General features: G+C 64.4%; 20 protein-coding genes and 1 pseudogene. 14 read left to right on the plus strand and 7 right to left on the minus strand.

Annotated elements, in window-relative coordinates:
• Nucleotides 1-45: 45 nt before the first annotated feature.
• Entirely contained in the window at nucleotides 46-1,227 is a 1,182-nt protein-coding gene (locus tag FJW08_RS11455; RefSeq protein WP_140810640.1) for an MFS transporter, read from the minus strand.
• Nucleotides 1,228-1,349: 122 nt separating this feature from the next.
• On the opposite strand from FJW08_RS11455, the gene FJW08_RS11460 reads away from it, so the two are divergent.
• Nucleotides 1,350-2,255 carry a LysR family transcriptional regulator gene (locus tag FJW08_RS11460; RefSeq protein WP_140810641.1) on the plus strand — a complete coding sequence of 302 codons (906 nt, stop codon included), beginning with the start codon at nucleotides 1,350-1,352 and terminating at the stop codon, nucleotides 2,253-2,255.
• A 61-nt stretch (nucleotides 2,256-2,316) separates the two neighbouring features.
• Here FJW08_RS11460 and FJW08_RS11465 read toward each other — a convergent pair whose 3' ends face one another.
• The 4 genes and pseudogenes from FJW08_RS11465 to FJW08_RS11480 all read right to left on the minus strand — a co-directional run bounded on the left by FJW08_RS11465 (nucleotide 2,317) and on the right by FJW08_RS11480 (nucleotide 4,889).
• A complete protein-coding gene (locus tag FJW08_RS11465) occupies nucleotides 2,317-3,366 on the minus strand; it encodes an aldo/keto reductase (RefSeq protein WP_140810642.1) in 1,050 nt (349 codons plus the stop codon).
• A gap of 133 nt (nucleotides 3,367-3,499) precedes the next feature.
• Nucleotides 3,500-3,898: pseudogene (locus FJW08_RS11470) on the minus strand (type II toxin-antitoxin system VapC family toxin); the annotation flags it as partial.
• The gene (locus FJW08_RS11475) at nucleotides 3,898-4,152 is read right to left on the minus strand and encodes a type II toxin-antitoxin system Phd/YefM family antitoxin (RefSeq protein WP_140810643.1); all 255 of its coding nucleotides are present in this window, start codon (nucleotides 4,150-4,152) and stop codon (nucleotides 3,898-3,900) included. The pseudogene FJW08_RS11470 and the gene FJW08_RS11475, both read right to left, overlap by 1 nt.
• Nucleotides 4,153-4,226: 74 nt before the next feature.
• The gene (locus FJW08_RS11480; RefSeq protein ID WP_140810645.1) at nucleotides 4,227-4,889 is read right to left on the minus strand and encodes a YggS family pyridoxal phosphate-dependent enzyme; all 663 of its coding nucleotides are present in this window, start codon (nucleotides 4,887-4,889) and stop codon (nucleotides 4,227-4,229) included.
• A gap of 154 nt (nucleotides 4,890-5,043) precedes the next feature.
• On the opposite strand from FJW08_RS11480, the gene leuS reads away from it, so the two are divergent.
• The 3 genes from leuS (at nucleotide 5,044) to FJW08_RS11495 (ending at nucleotide 11,028) form a co-directional block, all read left to right on the plus strand.
• Nucleotides 5,044-7,668, plus strand: a complete 2,625-nt coding sequence (gene leuS / locus FJW08_RS11485; protein ID WP_140810646.1) for a leucine--tRNA ligase — start codon at nucleotides 5,044-5,046, stop codon at nucleotides 7,666-7,668.
• On the plus strand, nucleotides 7,655-8,233 hold the full coding sequence (lptE, locus tag FJW08_RS11490) for an LPS assembly lipoprotein LptE (RefSeq protein WP_140810647.1): 579 nt from the start codon (nucleotides 7,655-7,657) through the stop codon (nucleotides 8,231-8,233). Before leuS ends, lptE begins: the two co-directional genes overlap by 14 nt.
• A gap of 254 nt (nucleotides 8,234-8,487) precedes the next feature.
• A complete protein-coding gene (locus FJW08_RS11495; protein WP_140810648.1) occupies nucleotides 8,488-11,028 on the plus strand; it encodes a DNA translocase FtsK in 2,541 nt (846 codons plus the stop codon).
• An 80-nt stretch (nucleotides 11,029-11,108) separates the two neighbouring features.
• Here FJW08_RS11495 and fsa read toward each other — a convergent pair whose 3' ends face one another.
• Entirely contained in the window at nucleotides 11,109-11,765 is a 657-nt protein-coding gene (gene fsa / locus FJW08_RS11500) for a fructose-6-phosphate aldolase (RefSeq protein WP_140754930.1), read from the minus strand.
• A gap of 92 nt (nucleotides 11,766-11,857) precedes the next feature.
• Between fsa and FJW08_RS11505 the strand changes: the two genes are divergently transcribed.
• The 8 genes from FJW08_RS11505 to FJW08_RS11540 all read left to right on the plus strand — a co-directional run bounded on the left by FJW08_RS11505 (nucleotide 11,858) and on the right by FJW08_RS11540 (nucleotide 20,696).
• Nucleotides 11,858-14,041: a primosomal protein N' gene (locus FJW08_RS11505; RefSeq protein WP_140810649.1), complete on the plus strand. Its 2,184-nt coding sequence runs from the start codon at nucleotides 11,858-11,860 to the stop codon at nucleotides 14,039-14,041.
• A gap of 49 nt (nucleotides 14,042-14,090) precedes the next feature.
• Complete coding sequence (locus FJW08_RS11510; protein ID WP_140810650.1) at nucleotides 14,091-14,786, plus strand: aspartate/glutamate racemase family protein; 696 nt, start codon at nucleotides 14,091-14,093, stop codon at nucleotides 14,784-14,786.
• Nucleotides 14,787-14,881: 95 nt separating this feature from the next.
• Nucleotides 14,882-15,277 (plus strand): DUF4345 family protein, encoded by a 396-nt coding sequence (locus FJW08_RS11515; RefSeq protein ID WP_137933072.1) that lies wholly within the window; start codon nucleotides 14,882-14,884, stop codon nucleotides 15,275-15,277.
• A gap of 246 nt (nucleotides 15,278-15,523) precedes the next feature.
• A complete protein-coding gene (locus FJW08_RS11520; RefSeq protein ID WP_140810651.1) occupies nucleotides 15,524-16,084 on the plus strand; it encodes a F0F1 ATP synthase subunit delta in 561 nt (186 codons plus the stop codon).
• Nucleotides 16,084-17,613 carry a F0F1 ATP synthase subunit alpha gene (gene atpA / locus FJW08_RS11525; protein WP_140810653.1) on the plus strand — a complete coding sequence of 510 codons (1,530 nt, stop codon included), beginning with the start codon at nucleotides 16,084-16,086 and terminating at the stop codon, nucleotides 17,611-17,613. Before FJW08_RS11520 ends, atpA begins: the two co-directional genes overlap by 1 nt.
• A 31-nt stretch (nucleotides 17,614-17,644) precedes the next feature.
• The gene (locus FJW08_RS11530; RefSeq protein WP_140754922.1) at nucleotides 17,645-18,532 is read left to right on the plus strand and encodes a F0F1 ATP synthase subunit gamma; all 888 of its coding nucleotides are present in this window, start codon (nucleotides 17,645-17,647) and stop codon (nucleotides 18,530-18,532) included.
• A gap of 70 nt (nucleotides 18,533-18,602) precedes the next feature.
• Nucleotides 18,603-20,177 (plus strand): F0F1 ATP synthase subunit beta, encoded by a 1,575-nt coding sequence (gene atpD, locus FJW08_RS11535; protein WP_181182901.1) that lies wholly within the window; start codon nucleotides 18,603-18,605, stop codon nucleotides 20,175-20,177.
• Nucleotides 20,178-20,288: 111 nt separating this feature from the next.
• On the plus strand, nucleotides 20,289-20,696 hold the full coding sequence (locus tag FJW08_RS11540) for a F0F1 ATP synthase subunit epsilon (RefSeq protein ID WP_140810654.1): 408 nt from the start codon (nucleotides 20,289-20,291) through the stop codon (nucleotides 20,694-20,696).
• 144 nt (nucleotides 20,697-20,840) lie between these two features.
• Here FJW08_RS11540 and FJW08_RS11545 read toward each other — a convergent pair whose 3' ends face one another.
• Nucleotides 20,841-22,349 (minus strand): mannitol dehydrogenase family protein, encoded by a 1,509-nt coding sequence (locus FJW08_RS11545; protein ID WP_140810655.1) that lies wholly within the window; start codon nucleotides 22,347-22,349, stop codon nucleotides 20,841-20,843.
• A gap of 203 nt (nucleotides 22,350-22,552) precedes the next feature.
• Between FJW08_RS11545 and uxaC the strand changes: the two genes are divergently transcribed.
• Together uxaC and FJW08_RS11555 are read left to right on the plus strand one after the other, a co-directional pair.
• Nucleotides 22,553-23,965, plus strand: coding sequence for a glucuronate isomerase (gene uxaC / locus FJW08_RS11550; RefSeq protein WP_140754916.1), 1,413 nt, complete (start codon nucleotides 22,553-22,555; stop codon nucleotides 23,963-23,965).
• A gap of 37 nt (nucleotides 23,966-24,002) precedes the next feature.
• Entirely contained in the window at nucleotides 24,003-24,980 is a 978-nt protein-coding gene (locus tag FJW08_RS11555) for a TRAP transporter substrate-binding protein (protein WP_140810656.1), read from the plus strand.
• Nucleotides 24,981-25,019: the final 39 nt, after the last annotated feature.

Consider the following 25,019-nt stretch of genomic DNA (forward strand, 5'->3'; position numbering starts at 1 on the left):
CTGGTGGTTTGTGAATAGGTGAGGCGATTCGGGTGTCGGCCGATGTCACGACCGGACAGGGGCAGGCGCGCCGAGCCTGGCGCCGCGATCGAGGCGCAGCGCCAGTCCGGCCACGGCGAGTGCCGCGAGCGGCAGCAGGGCAGCGACCCAGGTGAGCGAACCCAGTCCAAGGCCATGGGCGATGACCGCGCCGCCAAGCCAGGCGCCGGCGGCATTGCCGAGATTGAAGGCGGCGATGTTGAACGACGAGGCCAGGCTTTGGCCGGCGCCTTGCGCCTTTTCCAGCACCCACATCTGCAGCGGCGCCACGGTGGCGAAGGCGGCCGCACCGAGCAGGCCGACATAGATCACGGCCATGATCTGGCTGTGGATGGCGAAGCTCATCGTGGCAAGCACCAGCGCCAGCACCACGAGGCTGCCGAGCACCGCCGGCACCAGCCAGCGATCGGCGACCTTGCCGCCGGCGAGATTGCCGGCGACGAGGCCACCGCCGAAGACGAGCAGGATCGGCGACACGGCCGCTTCCCTGAAGCCGCTGATCTCGGTGAGCAACGGGGCGATGTAGGTGAAGACGGCGAAGACGCCGGCATAGCCGAGCACCGTTGTGGCGAGGCCGAGCAGGACGGGCGTGCGGCGCAGCACGGCGAGATCGGCGCGCCAGTCGCTCTTCTCGAGCGCGGCCTGGCCGCGCGGCACCAGGGCCAGGATGACGGCGAAGGCCGCGAGGCCGACCGCGGTCACCGCCCAGAAGGCCGCGCGCCAGCCAAAGGCCTGGCCGAGCCAGGTGCCGAAGGGCACGCCGAGGATGTTGGCGATGGTGAGCCCGGTGAACATCAGCGCGATCGCCGAAGCCTTCCTGTTGGGCGCGACCAGACCAGTGGCGACCACCGAGCCGACGCCGAAGAAAGTGCCATGGGCAAAGGCGGTGATGATGCGGGCACCCATCAGCGTCCAGTAATCGGGCGCCAGCGCACAGGCGAGGTTGCCAATCGTGAAGATCGCCATCAGCGCCAGCAGTACGGTTTTTCGCGGCCAGTTGCCGGTGGCGATGGTCAACAAGGGTGCACCGATGACGACGCCCAGTGCATAGCCGGAAATCAGCTGGCCGGCGGCGGAGATCGAGACGCCGAGGTCTTTGCTGACATCGATGAGCAGGCCCATGATGACGAATTCGGTGACACCGATGCCAAAGGCACCGGCAGCGAGGGCATAGAGAGCAAGAGGCATGGCGGTTGGTCCCATCTGTCGGCAAAGGACGCCCAGCGCGCGCCCCGGCCCGGAAGATCGTGGTCCACCAGGTTGTGAACCAGACTTGCCCAAGGCATACTTCCTGTGAAATAGATTCACAGATGGCTCGACCCGACATCAACCGCTCTGGCGAGATCGAAGTCTTCGTGCGTGTCGTCGAGGTGGGGAGCTTCTCGGCCGCCGCGCGGCTGCTGCGCATGACACCTTCGGCGGTGAGCAAGCTGATCGCGCGGCTCGAAACCCGGCTTGGCGCGCGGCTTGTCAGCCGCTCGACGCGCAAGCTCCAGCTCACGCCGGAAGGAACGGCCTTTTACGACAGCGGCGTGCGCGTGCTCGCCGACATGGATAAGGCCGAGCGTGAAGCCGCGGCAGGAGCCGCGCCGCGCGGAAGGCTGAGGGTCAACAGCTACGTGCCGTTCGGCCAACACCGGCTAATGGCGCTGCTACCGCGCTTTCTGGAACGCTATCCCGAAATTTCCGTCGAGGCCGTGCTGACCGACAGCGTGATCGACCTGTTGGAAGAGCGCGCCGATATCGCCATACGCGCCGGGCCGCTGCGCGAGTCACGACTGGTGGCGCGCAAGCTCGGCCAGAGCCGGATGGTGGTAGTTGCCACGCCCGCCTATCTCCAAGCGCGCGGCACGCCACTGACGCCCGGCGATCTCGGCCGTCACAACATGCTTGCCTTCGGTTTCGTCCGATACATCGACGGCTGGCCGTTCATCGACACGGCCGGAGCACCGGTCATGGTCCCGATCGCAGGCACCGCCACGGTGAGCGACGGCGAGGCAATGCGGCTATCCGCCCTGTCAGGGGCGGGCATTGCGCGGCTGGCGCGCTGGCATGTCGAGCCCGACATTGCCGCCGGCCGGCTGGTGCCGCTGCTGGAAGACTTCAACCCCGGCGACGAAGAGCCGACCCATGCCGTGTATGTCGGCCAGGGCAAACACCTGCCTGCACGGGTGCGGGCCTTTCTCGACTTTCTTGCCGAGACCGTCCGGCTGTAACCGAAGCCGCGCGTCCAGGGACACGCGGCGTCGAAAAGGGCCGGCTTGCTCGCGGTACGAACTATGCCTTCGGGACGAAAGGCGCCGGACGACGGCCGGCGCTCTGGCGGTCGACCATCCAGCCGGGATATTCGGACGGCAAGGCGCTCACTTCGTCCAGCCTGGCGAGATCGTCGGCATCGAGCTCGAGGCTGGTGGCGGCAAGGTTCTGCTCGAGCTGGTCCATGCGGCTGGCGCCGATGATCACGCTCATCACGAAAGGCTTGGCCAGGACATAGCCGAGCGCCACGGTGGCGACGCCGACATCATGCTTCTTGGCGACCTCGCGCATGACGGCGACCGCCGCCCAGGCGCGGTCCTCGTTGACCGGCGGGAAGTTGAAGGACGCGCGGCGGCCCTCGCCATTGCCCGGTGCGCCGGGGCCGTATTTGCCGGACAGCAGCCCGCCGGCCATGGGCGACCAAACCATCAGGCCGAGCTTCTCCTCATTGATCAGCGGCACGATCTCGCGTTCGAGGTCGCGGCCGGCGATCGAGTAATAGGACTGGATGGTCTCGAAGCGGGCAAAGCCCTTGCGGTCGGCGATGCCGAGCGCCTTGGCGATGCGCCAGGCCTGCCAGTTGGAGACGCCGACATAGCGAACCTTGCCACTGGAGACGAGATCATCGAGTGCCCGCAGCGTTTCGTCGATCGGCGTCACCGCGTCGGTGCCGTGCAACTGATAGAGATCGATATGGTCGAGCTGCAGCCGTTCGAGGCTGGCATCGACTGAATCCATGATGTGGCCGCGCGAGGAGCCGCGCTGGTTCGGGCCTTCACCCATGGCGCCATGAACCTTGGTGGCGATGACCACATTCGACCTGAGAACACCGAGATCCCTAAGCGACTGGCCGAGCAGGCGTTCGGACTCGCCAACGGAATAGACGTCGGCCGTGTCGAAGAAGTTGACGCCGGCGGCGATCGAGCGGCCGACGATCTCGTTGACGCCCTTCTGGTCGAGGCTGGCGATCAGGCCCCATTGGGCATTCTGGCCGGCGGCGCCGAAAGTCATGGTGCCGAGGCAAAGTTCGGAGACGAACATCCCCGTATTTCCAAGCTGATTGTAACGCATGGCGAAAGCTCCAGGAGAATATGTGGTGACGCCGAGACAAATAGGAACGGTACGTTTCGTTTCTAGTGCTGGCATAATGGCCCTGCGGATCAGGCCTAACGATATGGTGCATTCCGAGCGGAAAGGAACGCTTAGAGTCCCAGGGATTGAGCACCGTCACACCAGTATCTTCAAAGTCGGTGACATTGCGAGTTACCAGAATGAGGTCATGAGCTAGTGCGGTTGCCGCGATGAGCGTGTCAGCGCTGCCTCGTGTCCGACCGGCGGTGATGCGGCCCCAAGTCAACGCCACGTCTTCCGTGACAGCAAGAATACGGTCGGCGTTGTCACGCCGAAGCTTCCGTAGCCATAAATCGAGGCGTGTCGCCTTTTCGGAATCGACCTTGCCCAGCTTGACGATCCCACGCTCGATTTCACCAAGGGTAATGACGCTGACGTTGACCGATGTTGGATCCACCGAAGCCAGGCATTCAGTCGGCCTGGGCAGCCGCCTCTGCACATCTGAAACGATGTCCGTATCGAGCAGATACATCAGAGATCGACGTTCCGGATCATCGTTTCCGGGCGACGGTTGACCTCCTCGGCGAAATCGTCGTCCCAAACCGGGCCAGTCAAAAGATACTCAGCCAACGACTTCTTTTTTCCAGCCAGACGGTCGTAATCATCGGCGGAGAGTACCACTGCGGCACGCTCGCCGCGCAACGTCACCGTCTGCGGTCCCTCGCTGCGCGCGCGTTGGACCAGCTTGGAGAAATTGTTCTTTGCGTCCTGAAGGTGCCAGTTCATAGAATGCGTCCTAGCTAGCTTGGCTAGATATCGCATCCGACTCATGACGCAGCAAGCCGGCGGTTCAGGCCGGACTACCTGCTTCCAAAAATCGCCGAACCGACCCTGACGCTGGTGGCGCCGAAGGCGATCGCGGTCTCGTAGTCGCCGGACATGCCCATCGACAGTTTGGCGATGCCCGCTTCCTTGCCGAGCTTCTCCAACAGTGCGAAATGCGGGCCAGGGTTTTCGTCGGCCGGCGGAATACACATCAGGCCCTCGATGGCGAGGCCGTGGACTTCCCGGCAACGCTTGACGAAGGCGACCGCCTCGCGCGGTTCGATGCCGGCTTTCTGCGGTTCCGAACCGGTATTCACCTGAACATAGAGCTTTGGCGCACGGCCTTGCCGGGCAATTTCCTTGGCGAGCTCGGCGGCGATCTTGTCGCGGTCGATGGTCTCGATGACGTCGAAAAGCGCCACCGCCTCCTTGGCCTTGTTCGACTGCAGCGGGCCGATCAGGTGCAGTTCGATATCGGGGGAAGCTTCCTTCAGCGCTGGCCATTTGCCCTGTGCTTCCTGGACGCGGTTCTCGCCGAAGACGCGCTGGCCGGCCTCGATCACCGGCTGGATATCGACGGCGTCGAAGGTCTTGGAGACCGCCACCAGCGTCACCGCGCCGGCTTCACGGCCGGCTTCCTGCTCGGCGGCGGCGATCTTCGCCCTGACCGCGAAAAACTGCTGAACGGTGTCGCCCATATGCAAATCCCGCTGTTTTTGACCCGCGTTTTTGTCAGCCGCGATGCCCATATGGTTGACGGGTTTGCCAAACCATGGTGAACACCCGGACCACATTTCGTGAACTGCCGGGCTCTTGCCCGCAGTCCGCATGCTTTTAAGTGAAAAACATCCCATGGCAACCGAACGATACAATCCGCGCGCGTCAGAGCCCAAATGGCAGAAGGCCTGGGCCGAAAAGAAGCTTTTCGAAGCGCACAATGACGATCCGCGCCCGAAATACTACGTGCTGGAGATGTTCCCCTACCCTTCGGGGCGCATCCATATCGGCCATACCCGCAATTATACGATGGGCGACGTGGTGGCGCGCTACAAGCGGGCCAAGGGCTTCAACGTGCTGCATCCGATGGGCTGGGACGCCTTCGGCATGCCGGCCGAGAACGCGGCGATGCAGAACAAGGTCCATCCCAAGGAATGGACCTATCAGAACATCGCCACCATGCGCGAGCAGCTCAAGGTGATGGGCCTGTCGCTGGATTGGGCGCGCGAATTCGCCACCTGCGACGTCGATTACTATCACCGCCAGCAGATGCTGTTCCTCGATTTCGTCGCGAAGGGGCTGGTGACGCGCAAATCCTCCAAGGTCAACTGGGACCCAGAGGACATGACGGTGCTCGCCAACGAGCAGGTCATCGACGGGCGCGGCTGGCGCTCCGGCGCGCTGGTCGAACAGCGCGAACTGACGCAATGGTTCTTCAAGATCACCGATTTCGCGCAGGACCTGCTGGAGTCACTGGACGGCCTCGATGAATGGCCCGAAAAAGTGAAGCTGATGCAGCAGAACTGGATCGGCCGTTCGGAAGGCTTGCTGATCCGCTGGCCGCTGGCCTCGGAAATTGCCGGCGAGCATGAGCTGGAAGTCTATACGACGCGGCCCGACACTATTTTCGGCGCTTCCTTCATGGCGATTGCCGCCGATCATCCGCTGGCCAAGAAGGCCGCGGAGACCGATCCGGCGCTGGCGAAGTTCATCGACGAAGTGCGCCATATGGGCACGTCGGTGGCGGCGCTGGAGACGGCCGAGAAGAAGGGTTTCGACACCGGCATCCGCGTCGTCCATCCCTTCGACGATACCTGGACGCTGCCGGTCTATGTCGCCAATTTCGTGCTGATGGAATACGGCACCGGAGCTATCTTCGGCTGCCCTGCGCATGACCAGCGCGACCTCGACTTCGCCAACAAATACGGCTTGCCGGTGGTGCCGGTGGTGATGCCGGACGGCGAGAACCCGTCGGCTTTCCAGGTCGTCGACGAGGCCTATGTCGACGACGGCGCGATGATCAATTCGCGCTTCCTCGACGGCATGAAGCCGGACCGGGCTTTCGACGAGGTCGCGAACCTCCTGGAACAGAAGACGATCGGCAACCGGCCGATGGCCGAGCGCAAGGTGAACTTCCGCCTGCGCGACTGGGGCATTTCGCGCCAGCGCTACTGGGGCTGCCCGATCCCGATGATCCATTGCGAGGATTGCGGCGTGGTGCCGGTGCCGAAGGCCGACCTGCCGGTCAAGCTGCCGGACGATGTCGATTTCGACCGGCCGGGCAATCCGCTCGACCGGCATCCGACGTGGCGGCATGTGAAGTGCCCGCAATGCGGCAAGGACGCCCGGCGCGAAACCGACACGATGGACACGTTCGTCGATTCGTCCTGGTATTTCGCCCGTTTCACGGCACCCTGGGCGCATGATCCGACCGATCCCAAGGCGGCGAACGAATGGCTGGCGGTCGACCAGTATATTGGCGGCATCGAGCATGCGATCCTGCATCTGCTCTATTCGCGCTTCTTCACCCGCGCCATGCGCGAGACCGGCCATGTCGACCTGGCCGAACCGTTCAAGGGCCTGTTCACGCAAGGCATGGTGGTGCACGAAACCTACCGCGTCGGCACGGCATCGAATGGCCGCTGGCTGGCGCCGACCGAAGTGCGGCTGGAGGATGTCGACGGCAAGCGCCGCGCCATCGACATCGCCACCGGCGAGGCGGTCACCATCGGCCCGCTCGAGAAGATGTCGAAGTCGAAGAAGAACACTGTGAGCCCGGAAGACATCACCGACGGCTACGGCGCCGACACGGCGCGCTGGTTCATGCTGTCGGATTCGCCGCCCGAACGCGATGTCGAGTGGACCGACGACGGTGCCGCCGGCGCGCATCGCTTCATGCAGCGCATCTGGCGGCTGGTGTCGACGGCGGCCGAGACGCTGGCAGGCGTCACGCCCAAGGCGGCCAATGATGGCGAGGCGGGGGCCGTTTCCAAGGCCGCGCACAAAATCCTGAAGGCGGTCGGCGAAGACATCGAGAAGCTCGCCTTCAACCGTGCCATCGCCCGCATCTATGAACTGGCCAACGCGCTGACCGCCCCGCTCAACGAGGTGGCGGAAGGCAAGGCCGATACGGCGCTGAAAAGCGCCTGCCGCGAGGCCGTGGAGATCATGGTGCACCTGATCGCGCCTGTCATGCCGCACCTTGCCGAAGAGTGCTGGGAGGAGTTGGGCGGCACCGATCTGGTTGCCGAACGGCCGTGGCCGGTCTTCGATCCGGCGCTGGTCGTCGACAACGAAGTCACCTATCCGGTGCAGGTCAACGGCAAGAAGCGGGGGGATTTGACAATTGCCCGCGACGCGGACCAAGGTGCGGTCGAAAAAGCGGTCTTGGCTCTCGACTTCGTGCAGAAAGCACTAGAAGGCAAGGCTCCGCGCAAGGTGATCATCGTGCCGCAGAGGATCGTCAATGTCGTTGCCTGATCGGGAAAAGACAGAGTTGAGCCGTTTGCTGCGCCGCATCGCGCTTGCCGGCCTCGTCGGCTCGCTTGCGCTCGTCTCGGCCTGCCAGGTGCGGCCGCTCTATTCGAGCGCGCCGCTGTCGACGGGTTCGACCGCCAATGCCGAGATGGCGTCGATCGCCGTCAAGCCGGTCCGGACGCGTTATGCCCAGCAGGTGCGCAACAACCTGATCTTCGGGTTCGGGCGCGGCGCCGGCGAGCCGGCCTCGCCGCTTTATTCGCTCGATCTCGGCGTGACCGAAGCCGTTGAATCCTCGGCGCTCGTCCAGGTTGGAACCGACCAGGACGAGCCGACCGCCGGTTCGGTGACGCTGACCGCCGGCTACACGCTGACCGACGCGAAAACCGGCGCGGTGATCGCGGTCGGCAAGCGGGCGATCACCTCGTCCTTCGACAAGCCGCGTCAGGAATTTGCTTCCTACCGGGCGCAGATCGACGCCGAGAACCGTGCCGCGCGCGAACTGGCCGAAGCCCTGCAACTGTCCATCGCCCAGGATCTGGCCCGGCACGGCAAGACGGCCAGCTAGCGCCACTCTTCGTTCACGAAAGACGTCCTCTCGATCCTGGTGCCTGGGCCGTTTCCGATGGCCAAGGGCCAGCGCTTGCTCATGCTCGCCCGGCGCGCGTGGATAATCGTCGAATACGATCCAGCGCTCGAATCCGTATCGTTCGGCCATCGCCGCGAAAGATATTTTTCGGTCGCTCCAACGGCACTGACGGAAGCAACTGTTAACCACTCGCTCCCTATTGCTCAGCAGACGTTCCACAGTGAGTCTTGAGCATGGAAGCCAGGCGTTTTTCTCGGGTCAATTCGTTGCACACAGCTTCGCCCGATGACCCCGAAGGGGAGCGCGCCGGCGGCCCGCGCGGCAAGGTGGATATCCGCCAGCCCGGTGATTCTTATGCCGGCCAATCCGGGCGGGTTGCCGATCCCCGCAGCGACAGGCAGTCCTCCGCGGGGCCGAATGGCAAGCCCGCGGCGGGCAACGCCTTCCCGCAGGGCGGCGATACCGAAAGCCCTGCCTGGCAAGAGTATTTTTTCCTTGCGCCCAATGTGCGTTTTACACGCACCCCGGACTATGAGCCCAAGCACCGCCCGCCGCAGGACGAGGTTGCCGGGCAGGGTGGCCCGCAGGCGCTGCCGACGCAGCAAGTGGGGCCCGGCGGCGTCATGCATCGCGGACCGTCGCCGGCCGCGCCCGCTCAGCCAGCACGCGGCGGCGAGACGTCGCAAGGTGTTCCGCCCGCGGCTCCGAAGGTGCCCGCTCGAGCGGCCACGCGCCCGGCGCCCGTCGGCGGGAATGGCGCACCAGTCAAAACTCCCCCTGCTGAAAAAGTCCGGCGGCCCTATCTTTCCGATCATGCCTTCTTCGAGGGCTTGGCGCCGCTTCTGGTTGACGTGACGTCGCCGGCCCGCTCAGTCAACCCAGTTTCGCGTGCACCGGTCGCGCCTCCGCCGGTTGCCACCGTGCGGGCCGATATCTCCGCGGCCGATGTCACCGCCTTGTTCCGTGTCATCGAATGCCTTCCAGGCCAGGCCCCGTCCGCCACGCCGGACGTGTTTCCGGCCAACTCCAACGAGGCCGTGGCCGTGCAGCCCGTTCCGGCGGGCAGGGCTGCCCGGCAGGCTCGGACGACGGCCGCGATGGCGCCTGCTGCAAGCAGCGCCCTCCCGGCGCCACTTGTGCAGCGCGCGGAGGAAGCCGTTCCCGCCATGCGCGCACCGTCGCTGCCCATGGCTGGCAAGGTTGCGCGGCCGGTGACGGGCGAAAGCTACGAACTTCCCTCGGAGGAGCTGCTGCAGCAGCCGCCGGAAGGGCAGGGCTTCTACATGTCGCAGGAGCGGCTCGAGCAGAATGCCGATCTCCTGGAAAGCGTGCTGGAGGATTTCGGCGTGCGCGGCGAGATCATCCACGTACGCCCCGGCCCGGTCGTCACCCTCTACGAGTTCGAGCCGGCGCCGGGCGTCAAATCCTCCCGCGTCATTGGTCTCGCCGACGACATCGCCCGCTCCATGTCGGCGGTCTCGGCGCGCGTCGCCGTGGTGCCCGGCCGCAACGTCATCGGCATAGAGCTGCCGAACGAGACCCGCGAAACCGTCTATTTCCGCGAACTGATCGAATCGCAGGGCTTCCGCAAGACCAGCTGCAAGCTGGCGCTTTGCCTTGGCAAGACGATCGGCGGCGAACCCGTCATCGCCGAGCTGGCGAAAATGCCGCATCTGCTCGTCGCCGGCACCACCGGCTCGGGCAAGTCGGTCGCCATCAACACCATGATCCTGTCGCTGCTCTACCGGCTGAAGCCGGAAGAATGCCGGCTGATCATGGTCGATCCAAAGATGCTCGAACTGTCCGTCTATGACGGCATCCCGCACCTTCTCACCCCCGTCGTCACGGATCCCAAGAAGGCCGTAACCGCGCTCAAATGGGCGGTGCGCGAGATGGAAGATCGCTATCGCAAGATGGCGCGGCTCGGCGTGCGCAACATCGACGGCTACAATGAGCGCGCCGCCCAAGCCCGGGACAAGGGCGAGACGGTCGTCATGACCGTGCAGGCCGGCTTCGAGAAGGGCACCGGCGAGCCGCTGTTCGAACAGCAGGAGATCGACCTGACGCCGATGCCCTACATCGTCGTCATCGTCGACGAGATGGCCGACCTGATGATGGTCGCCGGCAAGGAGATCGAAGGCGCCATCCAGCGCCTGGCGCAGATGGCGCGCGCCGCCGGCATTCACCTGATCATGGCGACGCAGCGGCCTTCGGTCGACGTCATCACCGGCACGATCAAGGCCAATTTCCCGACCCGCATCTCCTTCCAGGTGACGTCGAAGATCGACAGCCGCACCATCCTGGGCGAACAGGGCGCCGAGCAACTGCTCGGTCAGGGCGACATGCTGCACATGATGGGCGGCGGGCGCATCGCCCGCGTGCACGGCCCCTTTGTTTCCGACGCGGAGGTCGAGCATGTCGTGGCGCATCTGAAGGCGCAGGGCCGGCCCGAATATCTGGAGACCGTGACGGCCGACGAGGATGATGAGGAAGAGGAAGACGACCAGGGAGCGGTCTTCGACAAGGGAGCCGTTGCCGCCGAGGATGGCGATTCCAGCTATGACGAGGCGGTCAAGGTGGTGTTGCGCGACAAGAAATGTTCGACGTCCTACATCCAGCGCCGCCTCGGCATCGGCTACAACCGCGCGGCTTCATTGGTCGAACGCATGGAGAAGGAAGGCCTGGTCGGCGCGCCCAACCATGTCGGCAAGCGCGAGATCATGGCGGGCAAGCGCCCGTCGCCGACCGCGCTCCCCGACGACGGCACGGACTGACCGGGCAGGCTTCTCTTGATCCACAGCGCATGAAAAAAGGCCGGTTGCCCGGCCTTTTTTCATATCCGGTAGCGGATCGCTCAGCTGATCTTCTGGCCGGTCTTGGCCCAGTCGGCGAGGAAAGCGGCAAGGCCCTTGTCTGTCAGCGGATGATTGACCAGCGCCTTCAGCGTCGCCGGCGGCGCGGTGATGACGTCGGCGCCGATGAGAGCCGCCTGCTTGACGTGGTTCACCGTGCGCACGGAAGCGGTCAGGATCTCGGTCTGGAAGTCGTAATTGTCGTAGATCTGACGGATCTCCTGGATCACCTCCATGCCGTCCGAGCCGGTATCGTCGATGCGGCCGACGAAGGGCGAGATGAAGGACGCGCCGGCCTTGGCCGCGAGCAGCGCCTGGTTGGCCGAGAAGCACAGCGTGACGTTGACCATGCGGTTCATCTCGGTGCGGATGGTCTTGCAGGCCTTCAGGCCGTCCAGTGTCAGCGGCACCTTGATGGCAATATTGGGCGCGATCTTGGCCAGCACCTTGGCTTCGGCCATCATGTCCTTGAACTCGGTCGCCACGACCTCGGCCGAGACAGGGCCTTCGACGATGTCGCAGATCTGCTTGGTGACCTCGATGATCTTGCCGCCCGATTTCAGGATCAGCGAGGGATTGGTGGTGACGCCATCGAGCAGTCCCAGATCGTTCAGTTCCTTGATCTCTTTGATATCGGCGGTGTCGGCAAAAAATTTCATGGCGGGTCTCCTGACGATTTTCGTCGTGCTTGGGAAGGCACGTTCAGCGTTGCTCTTTGATCTAGACCAAAGTCAGGGCAAGGTCACGCCTCATGATCGAAGATTCGCCCTTTGTCGCGGCCGCGCCGGTGCTGGTGCCGATGCCGGCCGAACGCCCCTACACCTATGCCGTGCCGGTCGGCATGCGCGTGGTGCCGGGTTCGATCGTGCGCGTGCCGCTCGGGCCGCGCCAGGTCGCCGGCATTGTCTGGGACGGCGCGGTCGAGCAGGTCGATGCCAGGAAATTACGCCCGATCGAGCAGGTTTTCGACTGTCCGCCGATCGACCGCGCCATGCGCCGCTTCGTCGACTGGGTGGCGCAGTACACGCTGTCGGCGCCGGGCATGGTGGCGCGCATGCTGCTCAGGGCGCCGGAGGCCTTTGATCCCGAACCCTGGATCGAAGGGCTGCAGCGCACCCTCCTTGTGCCTGACCGGATGACCGATGCGAGGGCGCGCGTTCTGGAAACGGCCGAAGGCGGCCTTGCCTGGACGCGCTCCGGGCTTGCCCATGCCGCGGGCGTGTCGTCGACTGTGATCGAGGGGCTGAAGGCGCAAGGCGTGTTCGAGACGGTGATGATCCCGCCGCGCCCGGTGGTGGCCGCGCCTGACCCAAGCTATGCCGTTCCCGAACTGATGCCGGACCAGAACGAGGCCGCGTCGATGCTGCGCGCCAATGTGGCGGCCGGCGAGTTCAACGTCGCGTTGCTCGACGGCGTCACCGGTTCGGGCAAGACGGAGGTTTATTTCGAGGCTGTGGCGGCCGCGCTCGAGCAGGGCAAGCAGGTGCTCATCCTGCTGCCGGAAATCGCCTTGACGCATGCCTTTCTGGAACGCTTCCAGCAACGTTTCGGCGCCAAGCCGGGCGAATGGCATTCGGACCTGCCGCCGCGAATGCGTGAAAAAGTCTGGAGGCAAGTGGCGGAGGGCGGCGTGCGTGTCGTTGCCGGCGCGCGCTCGGCGCTGTTCCTGCCGTTCAAGGAACTTGGCCTGATCGTCGTCGACGAGGAGCACGACCCCGCCTACAAGCAGGAAGACCGCGTCTTCTACAATGCGCGCGACATGGCTGTCGTGCGCGGGCATATAGGCGGCTTCCCCGTGGTCCTTGCATCGGCGACGCCGTCGGTCGAGAGCCGGGTCAATGCCAGCCAGGGCCGCTATGCAAGGGCTGTGCTTTCCGCACGCTTCGCCGAGGCGGCACTTCCCGATCTCAAGTCGATCGACATGCGCCGCGCGCCGCCCGCCCGTGGCGGGTTCCTGTCGCCGGTGCTGATCGACCATATGCGCCGGACGCTGGAGAAGAAGGAGCAGTCGCTGCTGTTCCTCAACCGGCGCGGTTATGCGCCGCTGACGCTGTGCCGGGTCTGCGGCCACCGTTTCGGCTGCCCGGTGTGCTCGGCCTGGCTGGTCGAACACCGCTTTCGCGGCCAGTTGGTGTGTCATCACTGCGGTCACAATGAGCGCCGTCCCGAAGCCTGCCCGGAATGCGGCACGCTCGATCATCTGGTTGCTTGCGGGCCGGGGGTCGAGCGCATTGCCGAGGAGGTCGTCACGCATTTCCCGGACGCGCGCACCATCGTGCTGTCGTCGGACATCATGGGGGGCGTACGGCGGTTGCGGCTGGAGCTGGAGGCAATCGCCAATGGCGAGGCCGATATCGTCATCGGCACGCAACTGGTCGCCAAGGGTCACAATTTCCCGAACATGACGCTGGTCGGCGTCGTCGACGCCGACCTCGGCCTCGCCAATGGCGATCCGCGCGCCGCCGAGCGTACCTTCCAGCTGCTCAGCCAGGTGACCGGCCGTGCCGGCCGCACCGGCAAGAAGAGCCTTGGCCTGCTGCAGACCTTCCAGCCCGACCATCCGGTGATGCGGGCGATCGTCTCAGGCGATGCCGAGTCTTTCTACCAGCGTGAGATTTCGGAGCGCGAGCGCGCCGCCTTGCCGCCCTTCGGCCGACTGGCAGGCGTCATCGTCAGCGCGGTGACGCGGGCGGAGGCGGAGGGCCATGCACGCGGCCTGCGCCGCGCGGCACCGGAAGCGTCGGACCTGTTCGTGCTCGGGCCGGCGGAAGCACCGCTGTCCCTGCTCGGCGGACGCCACCGCTTCCGCCTGCTGATCCAGGGCGAACGGCGCGCCGACATGCAAGGTTTTATCCGGGCCATGCTCGCCAACGGACCGAAGCAGCGCGGCTCGATCCGGGTGCAGGTCGACATCGACCCGCAGAGTTTTTTGTAGGGACTCAATTTCAGCTACAGTTGTCTCGGCGAGAGAAACGGAAAGATCAATGAAAACCCTTGGCCTGCTCGGCGGCATGAGCTGGGAATCGACCGCAATCTATTATCGCCTGCTCAACGAGATCGTGCGCGAGCGGCTGGGTGGGCTGCATTCGGCAAAGCTGCTGCTCTGGTCGTTCGATTTTTCTGAGATTGCCGAGCGGCAGCATCATGGTGACTGGGACGGTGCCGGCGCGCTGCTGATCGATGCCGCGCGCAAACTCGAGGCCGGCGGCGCGCAAGGCCTGCTTTTGTGCACCAATACAATGCACAAGTTGGCCGACCAGGTGCAGGCGGCTGTGTCGATCCCGCTGATCCATATCGCCGATGCCACTGCGATGGCGATCAGAAAAGCCGGCATGCAGCGTCCGGCGTTGCTGGCGACACGCTTCACCATGGAGCAGGATTTCTACAAGGGCCGGCTTGCCGACAAATATGGCCTGTCGCCAGTGGTGCCTGACGACGCCGGGCGCGACATGGTCCATCGCGTCATCTACGAGGAACTCTGCCAGGGCATCGTCACCGAAACCTCGAAGGCCGCCTATGTCGCCGAGGCAAACCGCTTGCGCGGCGAAGAGGGCGCGGACAGCCTGATCATGGGCTGCACCGAGATCACCATGCTCATCGGCCAGGGCGATTTCGACATTCCGGTTTTCGACACGACGCGCATCCATGCCGAGGCGGCGGTGGAATTCGCGCTCGGTTGATGCGCGTCTCCTAAAGTGGCTGGAGCCATCTGGCGCGGCATTTTTCCTCCGCTAGAATGCCCCGCAATTTCAAGCAGGCATTTCGAGGGGACACGATGGATTTTGCGCTTCCATGGCCGACGAGCCAGGGCGAATGGCTGGCCTGGTCGAGCGCGGTCTTCACCGTCCTGCTCGGCCTTCTGTTCTTCCTGGCGCCGGCTCTGGCGTTCCGCATCCTGCGCCTGCAGGCGAAACCCGAGAAGGCGGCGGCGATCGCCGAAGGGCGAGGCCGCATGTCGGGCTTCTATCTCGGGGTCGGCCTGTGCTGCATCCTGCTCGCGCAGCCGCTGGTCTACATGGCGCTCGGCTTCTCCTGGCTGTTCACCGCCTTCGGCCGGCTGCTGTCGATGATGTCGGATGGCGCCAATACACCTTTCAATTGGGTTTCGATCGTGGTGGAATTGGCGCTCGCGGCCTTGCCGCTCGCCTTTGCCTTCGGCTTTGTGCCCTGAATCGAAGGCTATTCCGGCGCGCGGGACGCTGATCTTTCGCCGGATGCGACAATAGTGCCTGAAAACCATGCGGAACGACGCATTGCGGTCTTAAAATGCCTGTGCTAGACGGCAATCGACTTTCGGCCGGGGATAGCGGAAGCCGCGCCTCCGTGCTTGGAAAAATGCAGTAAGGTCAAAGATTTAGCCAGAGTTTTTGCTCGCGCCAACAATCTGCGGCCTGTCAGACAAGAGAAAAGACGGTCCGTGGCTCAATCGTCATCGCCAATCTCAGGTGTCGCAGAACGCTATGCCGGTTCGCTGTTCGAACTGGCATCGCAGGCAAATTCCGTGACCAAGGTCGAGGCCGACCTCAACAGTTTCGAGACGATGCTGGCGGGCAGCGCGGACCTCACCCGGCTGATCAACAGCCCGGTGTTTTCCAGCGAGGACCAGGCCAAGGCCATCGCGGCGATCGCCGACAAGGCCGGCATCACCGGCCTGACCGGCAATTTCCTGCGCGTCGTCGCCAAGAACCGCCGACTGTTCGCGGTGCCCGGCATGATCAAGGCGTTCCGCCAGATCGCCGCCGAGCACCGTGGCGAGGCTGCCGCCGAAGTCACTTCGGCTCATGAGCTGACGGCGGCGCAGCAGACCGAACTCAAGGCGGCGCTGAAGAGCGTTGCCGGCAAGGACGTGGCCATTTCCGTCACCGTCGACCCGTCGCTGCTCGGCGGGCTGGTGGTCAAGATGGGCTCGCGCCAGATCGATACGTCGCTCAAAACCAAACTCAATTCGCTCAAGCTTGCACTGAAAGAGGTCGGCTGATGGACATCCGCGCCGCGGAAATTTCCGCAATTCTGAAAGACCAGATCAAGAATTTCGGCAAGGAGGCCGAGGTCTCCGAAGTCGGACAGGTGCTGTCCGTCGGTGACGGCATCGCCCGCGTCTACGGCCTCGACAATGTCCAGGCCGGCGAAATGGTCGAATTCCCCGGCGGCATCCGCGGCATGGCGCTCAACCTCGAAGCCGACAATGTCGGCGTCGTCATCTTCGGCGCCGACCGCGACATCAAGGAAGGCGACACCGTCAAGCGCACCGGCGCCATCGTCGACGCGCCTGTCGGCCCCGGCCTGCTCGGCCGCGTCGTCGACGCGCTCGGCAATCCGATCGACGGCAAGGGTCCAATCAAGGCGACCGAGCGCAAGCGCGTCGACGTCAAGGCGCCGGGCATCATCCCGCGCAAGTCGGTGAACGAGCCGATGTCGACCGGTCTCAAGGCCATCGACGCGCTGATCCCGGTCGGCCGCGGCCAGCGCGAGCTGGTCATCGGCGATCGCCAGACCGGCAAGACCGCCATCATCCTCGATACGATGCTCAACCAGAAGTCGGTGCACGACAACGGCCCCGAGAAGGAAAAGCTCTACTGCGTCTACGTCGCCGTCGGCCAGAAGCGCTCGACCGTCGCGCAGTTCGTCAAGGTGCTGGAAGAGCGCGGCGCGCTCGAATATTCGATCATCGTCGCCGCCACCGCTTCCGATCCGGCGCCGATGCAGTTCCTGGCGCCGTTCACGGCCTGCACCATGGGCGAATATTTCCGCGACAACGGCATGCATGCGCTGATCAGCTATGACGATCTGTCGAAGCAGGCGGTGGCCTATCGCCAGATGTCGCTGTTGCTGCGCCGTCCGCCGGGCCGCGAAGCCTATCCGGGCGACGTCTTCTACCTGCACTCGCGCCTGCTCGAGCGCGCCGCCAAGCTCAACGACGATCTGGGCGGCGGCTCGCTGACCGCGCTGCCGGTCATCGAAACGCAGGCCAACGACGTGTCGGCCTACATCCCGACCAACGTGATCTCGATCACCGACGGCCAGATCTTCCTCGAAACCAACCTGTTCTTCCAGGGCATTCGTCCGGCCGTCAACGTCGGCCTGTCGGTGTCGCGCGTCGGTTCCTCGGCGCAGATCAAGGCGATGAAGCAGGTTGCCGGGTCGATCAAGGGCGAGCTCGCGCAATACCGCGAAATGGCTGCTTTCGCGCAGTTCGGCTCGGATCTCGACGCCGCCACGCAGCGCCTGCTCAACCGCGGCTCGCGCCTGACGGAGCTGTTGAAGCAGCCGCAGTTCTCGCCGCTGAAGACCGAAGAGCAGGTCGCGGTGATCTTCGCCGGCGTCAACGGCTATCTCGACAAGCTGCCGGTCAACCAGGTCGGCAAGTTCGAGCACGGCCTGCTCAGCCACATGCGTTCGGCCGGCAAGGACGTCCTCGACGCCATCCGCAAGGAAAAGGCGCTGTCGGACGATCTGCGCGCCAAGCTGAAGGCCGAGATCGACGCCTTCGCCAAGACCTTCGCCTGAGCGAAGTGCAAGACGGGATCAGGTTTGAAGCATGCCTTCATTAAAAGACCTTCGTAACCGTATCGCCTCGGTCAAGGCGACGCAGAAGATCACCAAGGCGATGCAGATGGTCGCCGCGGCGAAGCTGCGCCGTGCGCAAGAGGCGGCGGAAGCGGCGCGTCCCTATTCGGAGCGCATGGGTTCCGTCCTGGCCAACATCACCCAGGCTGTCGGTGGCGGTGGCGATGCCCCGGCGCTGATGACTGGAACCGGCAAGGACGACGTGCATCTGCTTGTCGTATGCACCGCCGAGCGCGGCCTGTGCGGCGGCTTCAATTCGCAGATCGCCCGTCATGCCCGCGACCATATCCGCCGGCTTCTGGCCGATGGCAAGCAGGTCAAGATCATCTGCGTCGGCAAGAAGGGTTTCGACATCCTGCGCCGCGACTATGCCGCGATGATCATCGAACGCGTCGATCTGCGCGAGGTCAAGACGCTCGGCTTCGTCAATGCCGATGCGATCGCCCGCAAGGTCATCCACCTGTTCAACGAGGGCGCCTTCGACGTCTGCACGCTGTTCTACTCGCAGTTCAAGTCGGTGATCAGCCAGGTTCCGACCGCGCAGCAGATCATTCCGGCAGCTTCCGCCTCTTCGGCTCAGCCCGAGTCGGCGGATGGCGCCAGCGCCGTCTACGAGTATGAGCCGGAGCCGGGCGAAATCCTGTCCGACCTCATCCCGCGCAACATCGCGGTGCAGGTATTCCGCGCGCTGCTCGAAAACGCGGCGGGCGAAATGGGCGCCAAGATGAGCGCCATGGACAATGCGACGCGCAACGCCGGCGAGATGATCAACAAGCTGTCGATCACCTACAACCGCCAGCGGCAGGCGCAGATCACCAAGGAACTGATCGAAATCATTTCGGGCGCCGAGGCGCTCTAGGCGCGGTCTGCGGGTCATTGGCCCGCGAACCGGACCGCGTGAGAAACAAAGGACGAAAAGGGTAAAGACGATGGCGAAAGCAGCGACCCCCCAGAAGGCAACCCCGAAGACGGCAGCCCCCAAGGCAGCAGCCCCCGCGAAGGCCGCCAAGGCCCCGGCCGCGGCAGCAAAGGCGGCTCCGGCCAGGGCAGCAGCAGCCAAGACGCAGGCCGTGGCCACCAAGGCCACCGGGGTTGTCGGCAAGGTCCGCCAGGTCATCGGCGCTGTCGTCGACGTGCAGTTCGGCGAGCATCTGCCGCCGATCCTGAACGCGCTCGAGACCAACAATGTCGGCAACCGACTGGTGCTCGAAGTTGCCCAGCATCTGGGTGAAAACACGGTGCGCTGTATCGCCATGGACTCCACCGAAGGTCTGGTGCGTGGCCAGGAAGTGCGCGACACCGGCGGCCCGATCGCCGTGCCGGTCGGCCCGGGCATGCTCGGCCGCATCATCAACGTCATCGGCGAGCCGGTCGACGAGGCAGGCCCGGTCGACGCGGTCGAATTGCGCTCGATCCATCAGCCGGCTCCGGCCTATATCGAACAGTCGACGGAAGCGCAGATCCTGATCACCGGCATCAAGGTGCTCGACCTGCTCGCGCCCTACGCCAAAGGCGGCAAGATCGGCCTGTTCGGCGGCGCCGGCGTCGGCAAGACCGTGCTGATCCAGGAACTGATCAACAACATCGCCAAGGCGCATGGTGGTTACTCGGTGTTCGCCGGCGTCGGCGAGCGCACCCGCGAAGGCAACGACCTTTACCACGAGTTCATCGAATCCGGCGTCAACAAGAAGGGCGGCGGCGAAGGCTCGAAGGCGGCGCTGGTGTACGGCCAGATGAACGAGCCGCCGGGCGCGCGTGCCCGCGTCGGCCTGACCGGCCTGACGGTCGCCGAATATTTCCGCGACCAGGGCCAGGACGTGCTGTTCTTCGTCGACAACATCTTCCGCTTCACGCAGGCTGGCTCGGAAGTGTCGGCGCTGCTCGGCCGTATCCCGTCGGCCGTGGGCTATCAACCGACGCTCGCCACCGACATGGGCGCGCTGCAGGAACGCATCACCACCACCACCAAGGGCTCGATCACCTCGGTGCAGGCGATCTACGTGCCGGCCGACGACTTGACCGACCCGGCGCCGGCGACCTCGTTCGCTCACCTTGACGCGACGACGACGCTGAACCGTTCGATCGCCGAAAAGGGCATCTATCCGGCCGTCGATCCGCTCGATTCGACCTCGCGCATGCTCGACCCGCTGGTCGTCGGCGAGGAGCACTATGGCGTCGCCCGCCAGGTGCAGTCGATCCTCCAGCGCTATAAGTCGCTGCAGGACATCATCGCCATCCTTGGCATGGACGAGCTCTCGGAAGAGGACAAGCAGACGGTGGCCCGCGCCCGCAAGATCGAGCGCTTCCTGTCGCAGCCCTTCTTCGTCGCCGAGGTGTTCACCGGCGCGCCGGGCAAGCTGGTCGACCTCGCCGACACCATCAAGGGCTTCAAGGGCCTCTGCAATGGCGACTATGACCATCTGCCGGAAGCCGCCTTCTACATGGTCGGCGGCATCGACGAAGCGGTCGAGAAGGCACAGCGCCTCGCGGCTGAAGCGGCTTAATCAAGGGAATAGGGAGTAGTCAGTAGTCAGTAGTGAATAGCAGCTGGGTGATCGGGCGGTTGTCCTCTCTCCCTACTTCCTGCTCACTATTCCCTACTCGCTAATTTGATCATGGCTGAAGCTTTCAAATTCGAACTGGTCTCGCCGGAGCGCCTGCTGGTTTCCGCCGAGGTCGAATCCGTCGTCATTCCAGGCGCCGAAGGCGAGATGACCGTCATGGCGCATCACGCACCGGTCATGACCACGATCAAGCCGGGCGTCGTCACGGTGAAGAACGCCTCGGGCAGCGAAGAACGCTATGTCGTGTTCGGCGGCTTCGCCGACATCGTCCCGGCCGGCTGCACGCTGCTGGCGGAATCGGCGGTCGCGGTGAAGGATGTCGACCGCGCCGATCTCGCCCGCCGCATCCAGGAAGCCAGGGAAGACGCCGCCGACGCCAAGGACGACCAGGCGCGCAGCAAGGCGGAACAGTTCCTTGGCCAACTCACCACGCTGGAAGGCGCCATCCTGCCGGCTTGACCCTCAACTCAGAAGCGAAGTGAAAAGCGGGGCACTTGCCTCGCTTTTTTGTTTCGTTCGAGCGGCGAGAATTCAGCTATGGCGCGATGCTGTGGCGCCGGCATCAAAGTCCTCTATGGCCCGCTGATCCGTGCCAGTTCCGCCTTACGGCCCTTTGGCCTCTATGCCGAGCGCAGCAAAAGCCAAGGTCGTGCCGTCCCGCCGCAGGTGGACGAGATGGACGGCGACGAGTTCGATCAGCGTCTGGCGCTCGGCGTGATCCCTGGCGAAGCCGGCCAGATCGAACACCGCCGTCACGGTTTCGTTGGCCGGCAGCTGCTGGTCCAGAAGCGCCGTCAGCGGCGCGTCGAGCGGATCGGTGAAATGGCCCTCCGGCAAGGTTTTTCCGCGCGCCGCGCAAGCGGCGATCCAGGCAGCAACGACCAGCGTAAGGTGGACCAGTTCGGTGCCGGCTTCGAGGCACTCGATGGCCGAGGCGATGATGCGCTGAGGCAGCTTCTGGCTGCCGTCATTGGCGATCTGCGCCGTGCGGTGGGCAAGTGCCGTGTTCGAGAAACGCTCGGCAAGCTCGGCCGTATAGGCTGATGTGTCGAGGCCGGCATCGTCCGGCAATGTCGATTTGGCCTCCTCCCACAGCGCATCGACGAACCGCCTTATCGCCGGATCGGCAAAGGCGCGATCGACCGTGGGGTGGCCGCTGAGCAGGCCGAGATAGGCGATGCCCGAATGCGCGCCGTTGAGAAGCCTCAGCTTCATATCCTCGAAGGGAGCGACATCGCCGACCATGGTGACGCCGAATTTTTCCCAGGCCGGGCGGCCCGTGGGGAAACTATCTTCGATCACCCATTGGCTGAAGGGTTCGGTCATCACGGGCCAGGCGTCCTCGATACCAAGTTCACCTGATATCCGCGCCCTGTCGGCATCCGTCGTGGCCGGCACGATGCGGTCGACCATGCTCGAGGGAAATGCGACATGACCGGCGATGTGGCCGGCGATTCCAGCACCGCCCGCCAAGCCAAGACCGGCATCGCGCAATTCAGCGAATTCGATGAGCAGCCTGTGCAAGGTGGCGCCGTTGGCCGGCAGGTTGTCGCAACAAAGCACGGTGAAGGGCGGGATGCCGGCAGCCAGCCTCCAGGCGAGCGCTTCGGTCAGAAAACCATGCGCCGTCTTCGGCGTTCGCGGATTGGCCAGGTCGTGGACGATGTCGGGATGCGCCGCGTCCAATCCGCCACCGGCAGCCCGCAGATAGGCTTTCTCGGTGATCGTCAGCGTCACGATGCGGGTGCGCGGATCGGTCAGCACCGCCAGAACCGCGGCCGGGTCTTCCGGTGCTACCAGCATCGAGCCGATGGAGCCGATGACATGCAGCTTCTCGCCGCCGCTGCCGCGGATCGCAAGTGTGTAAAGCCCATCCTGCGGCGCCAGCGCGTCGCGCGTGTCGGCGCTGCGCAGCGACACGCCTGTTATGCCCCAGCCCATTTCGCCGGCAGCCAGGCATTCATCGACATAGGCGGCCTGGTGGGCGCGGTGAAAGGCGCCGACGCCCAGATGCACGATGCCCGGTGCAACCGCACCGCGATCATATCGAGGCGCGGCGACCTTGGCCGGTAATGCGGGCGCCGTGCGGTTGGAAAGGCGGCGGTCTGTCATCGGTTCGCGCACTCATCTCGTGAAACGGCTGGTCATGGAACGGCGGTGATCCGGAGGCGGATCGCAAGCCGCGGAACACTGGCGGCGTAACACCGGCGGCGTTCGCCGACAATGCTCAGCTTTGCTCAAAAGTCATCATACAACAATCCAATTTTTGTATGTTGACATTATTTCTGGTCAACCCTACCGATAGGGCCGGGAGGATGGCCGTGGCACTGATCAATGCGGATTTGCTGTTTCCAGCCGAGGCGCGTCCGCTCTCGATCGCCCGCGATCTCTATGCCGGCATCAAGGACCTGCCCATCGTCAGCCCGCACGGCCACACCGACCCGCGCTGGTATGCGTTGAACGAGCCGTTCCCCGATCCCGCGCAGCTGCTCATAGTGCCGGACCACTATATTTTTCGCATGCTGTTCAGCCAGGGCGTGCGGCTGGAGGCTCTCGGCGTACCGACCCTCGATGGTGCGCCCGTCGAAACCGACGGCAGGGCGATCTGGCGGCTGTTCGCCGAGCACTACTACCTCTTCCGTGGCACGCCGACCCGGCTATGGTTCGACCATGTGCTCGCGGATCTGTTCGCTATCGAAGAGCCGTTGAGCGCCGCAACCGCCGATCGCCATTACGACACGATCGCGACGGTGTTGCAGTGGGAGAATTACCGTCCTCGCGCGCTGTTCGAACGCTTCAACATCGAGGTCATCGCGACGACCGAAGGCGCGCTCGACGATCTCAAATGGCACCAGATGATCCGCGACAGCGGCTGGGAGGGCCGCGTCGTCACCGCCTATCGGCCGGACGCCGTCGTCGATCCCGATTTCGAAGGTTTTTCGGCCAATCTGGACCGGCTCGGCGAGATCACCGGCTGCGACACCGGGACCTGGGCCGGCTATCTCGACGCGCATCGCCAGCGGCGCGCCTTCTTCAAGAGTTTCGGCGCGACCTCGACGGATCACGGCCATCCGACGGCCGAGACCGCCAATCTGTCCGATGCCGCTGCGCAGGAGTTGTTCAACCGGGTCCGCGCCGGCTCGCAGGACGAGCGCGAACGAAAGCTGTTTCGCGCCCAGATGCTGACCGAGATGGCCAAGATGAGCCGGGATGACGGGCTGGTGCTGCAGATCCATCCGGGCTCCTGGCGCAACCATTCGCCTGGCGTTTTCCAGAAATTTGGCAGGGACAAGGGCTTCGATATCCCGACGCGCACCGACTATGTGACGGCGCTGAAGCCGCTGCTCGACTGTGTCGGGCTGGAGCGCGATCTCACCGTCATCCTGTTCACGCTGGATGAGTCCAGCTATGCGCGCGAACTGGCGCCGCTGGCCGGCGTCTATCCGGCGCTGAGGCTCGGGCCGGCCTGGTGGTTCCACGACAGTCCGGAAGGCATGCGCCGTTTTCGCGAGATGACGACCGAGACCGCCGGCTTCTACAACACGGTCGGCTTCAACGACGACACCCGCGCCTTTCCGTCGATCCCCGCCCGTCACGACGTGGCGCGCCGCGTCGATTGCGCGTTCCTGGCGCGTCTCGTCGCCGAGCACCGGCTGCGTGAGGACGAGGCGCATGAACTCGCGAAGGAGCTTGCCTACACGCTTGCCAAGAATGCGTACCGGCTCTGAGCCGGACGTTTCGATTTTCAAAGGGAGGAAGTCAGTAATGTTGCATTTCTCGAAATTGACGGCGGCCACGTTTGCCTTCGGCTCGCTGCTGATCGGCATAGCCAATGCCGAAACCGTGCTGCGATCCTCGGATACCCATCCGGACGGGTACCCGACCGTCGAGGCGGTCAAGTACATGGGCGACCTGATCAAGCAGCGCACCGCCGGCCGCTATTCGATCGAGGTCTATCACTCGGCGCAGCTCGGCGAGGAGAAGGACACGATCGAGCAGACCCAGGCCGGCGTCATCGACCTCGACCGTGTCTCGATGGGACCGTTCAACGGCATCGTACCGGAGACCGCCGTGCCGTCGTTGCCCTACATGTTCCGCTCCGTCGAGCACATGCGCCACGTCATGGACGGGCCGATCGGCGACCAGATCCTGAAGGCGTTCGAGGCGCATGATCTCGTCGGTCTCGCCTTCTACGATTCCGGCGCGCGGTCCTTCTACAACACCAAGAAGGACATCACCTCGATGGCCGACATGAAAGGCATGAAGTTCCGCGTCATCCAATCGGACGTGTTCGTCGACATGGTCAACGCGCTTGGCGCCAATGCGACACCGATGGCCTATGGCGAAGTCTATTCGGCGCTGCAGACCGGCGTCATCGACGGCGCCGAAAACAACTGGCCGAGCTTCGAATCCGCCAAGCACTACGAAGTCGCCAAGCATTACACGATGGACCAACACCAGATCGTGCCGGAAGTGCTGGTCATGTCGAAGGCAAGCTGGGACAAGCTGTCGCCGGAAGACCAGGCGATCGTGCGTCAGGCGGCCAAGGACAGCGTCGTCAAGATGCGCGAACTCTGGGACGCGCAGGAGAAGAAGTCGCGCGGCATCGTCGAGGCCGCGGGCGTCAAGGTCAGCGAGATCGACAAGCAGCCGCTGATCGACGCGATGAAGCCGGTCTACGACAAGTACCTGTCGACACCCGAGCTCAAGGACCTGGCCGCCCGTATACAGGCCGAGAAATGAACGGCACGGGCAACGGACCGAGCAGCGCGGAGGTCCCCG

This window comes from Mesorhizobium sp. B3-2-1 (genome assembly GCF_006439515.1).
Taxonomy (GTDB): domain Bacteria; phylum Pseudomonadota; class Alphaproteobacteria; order Rhizobiales; family Rhizobiaceae; genus Mesorhizobium.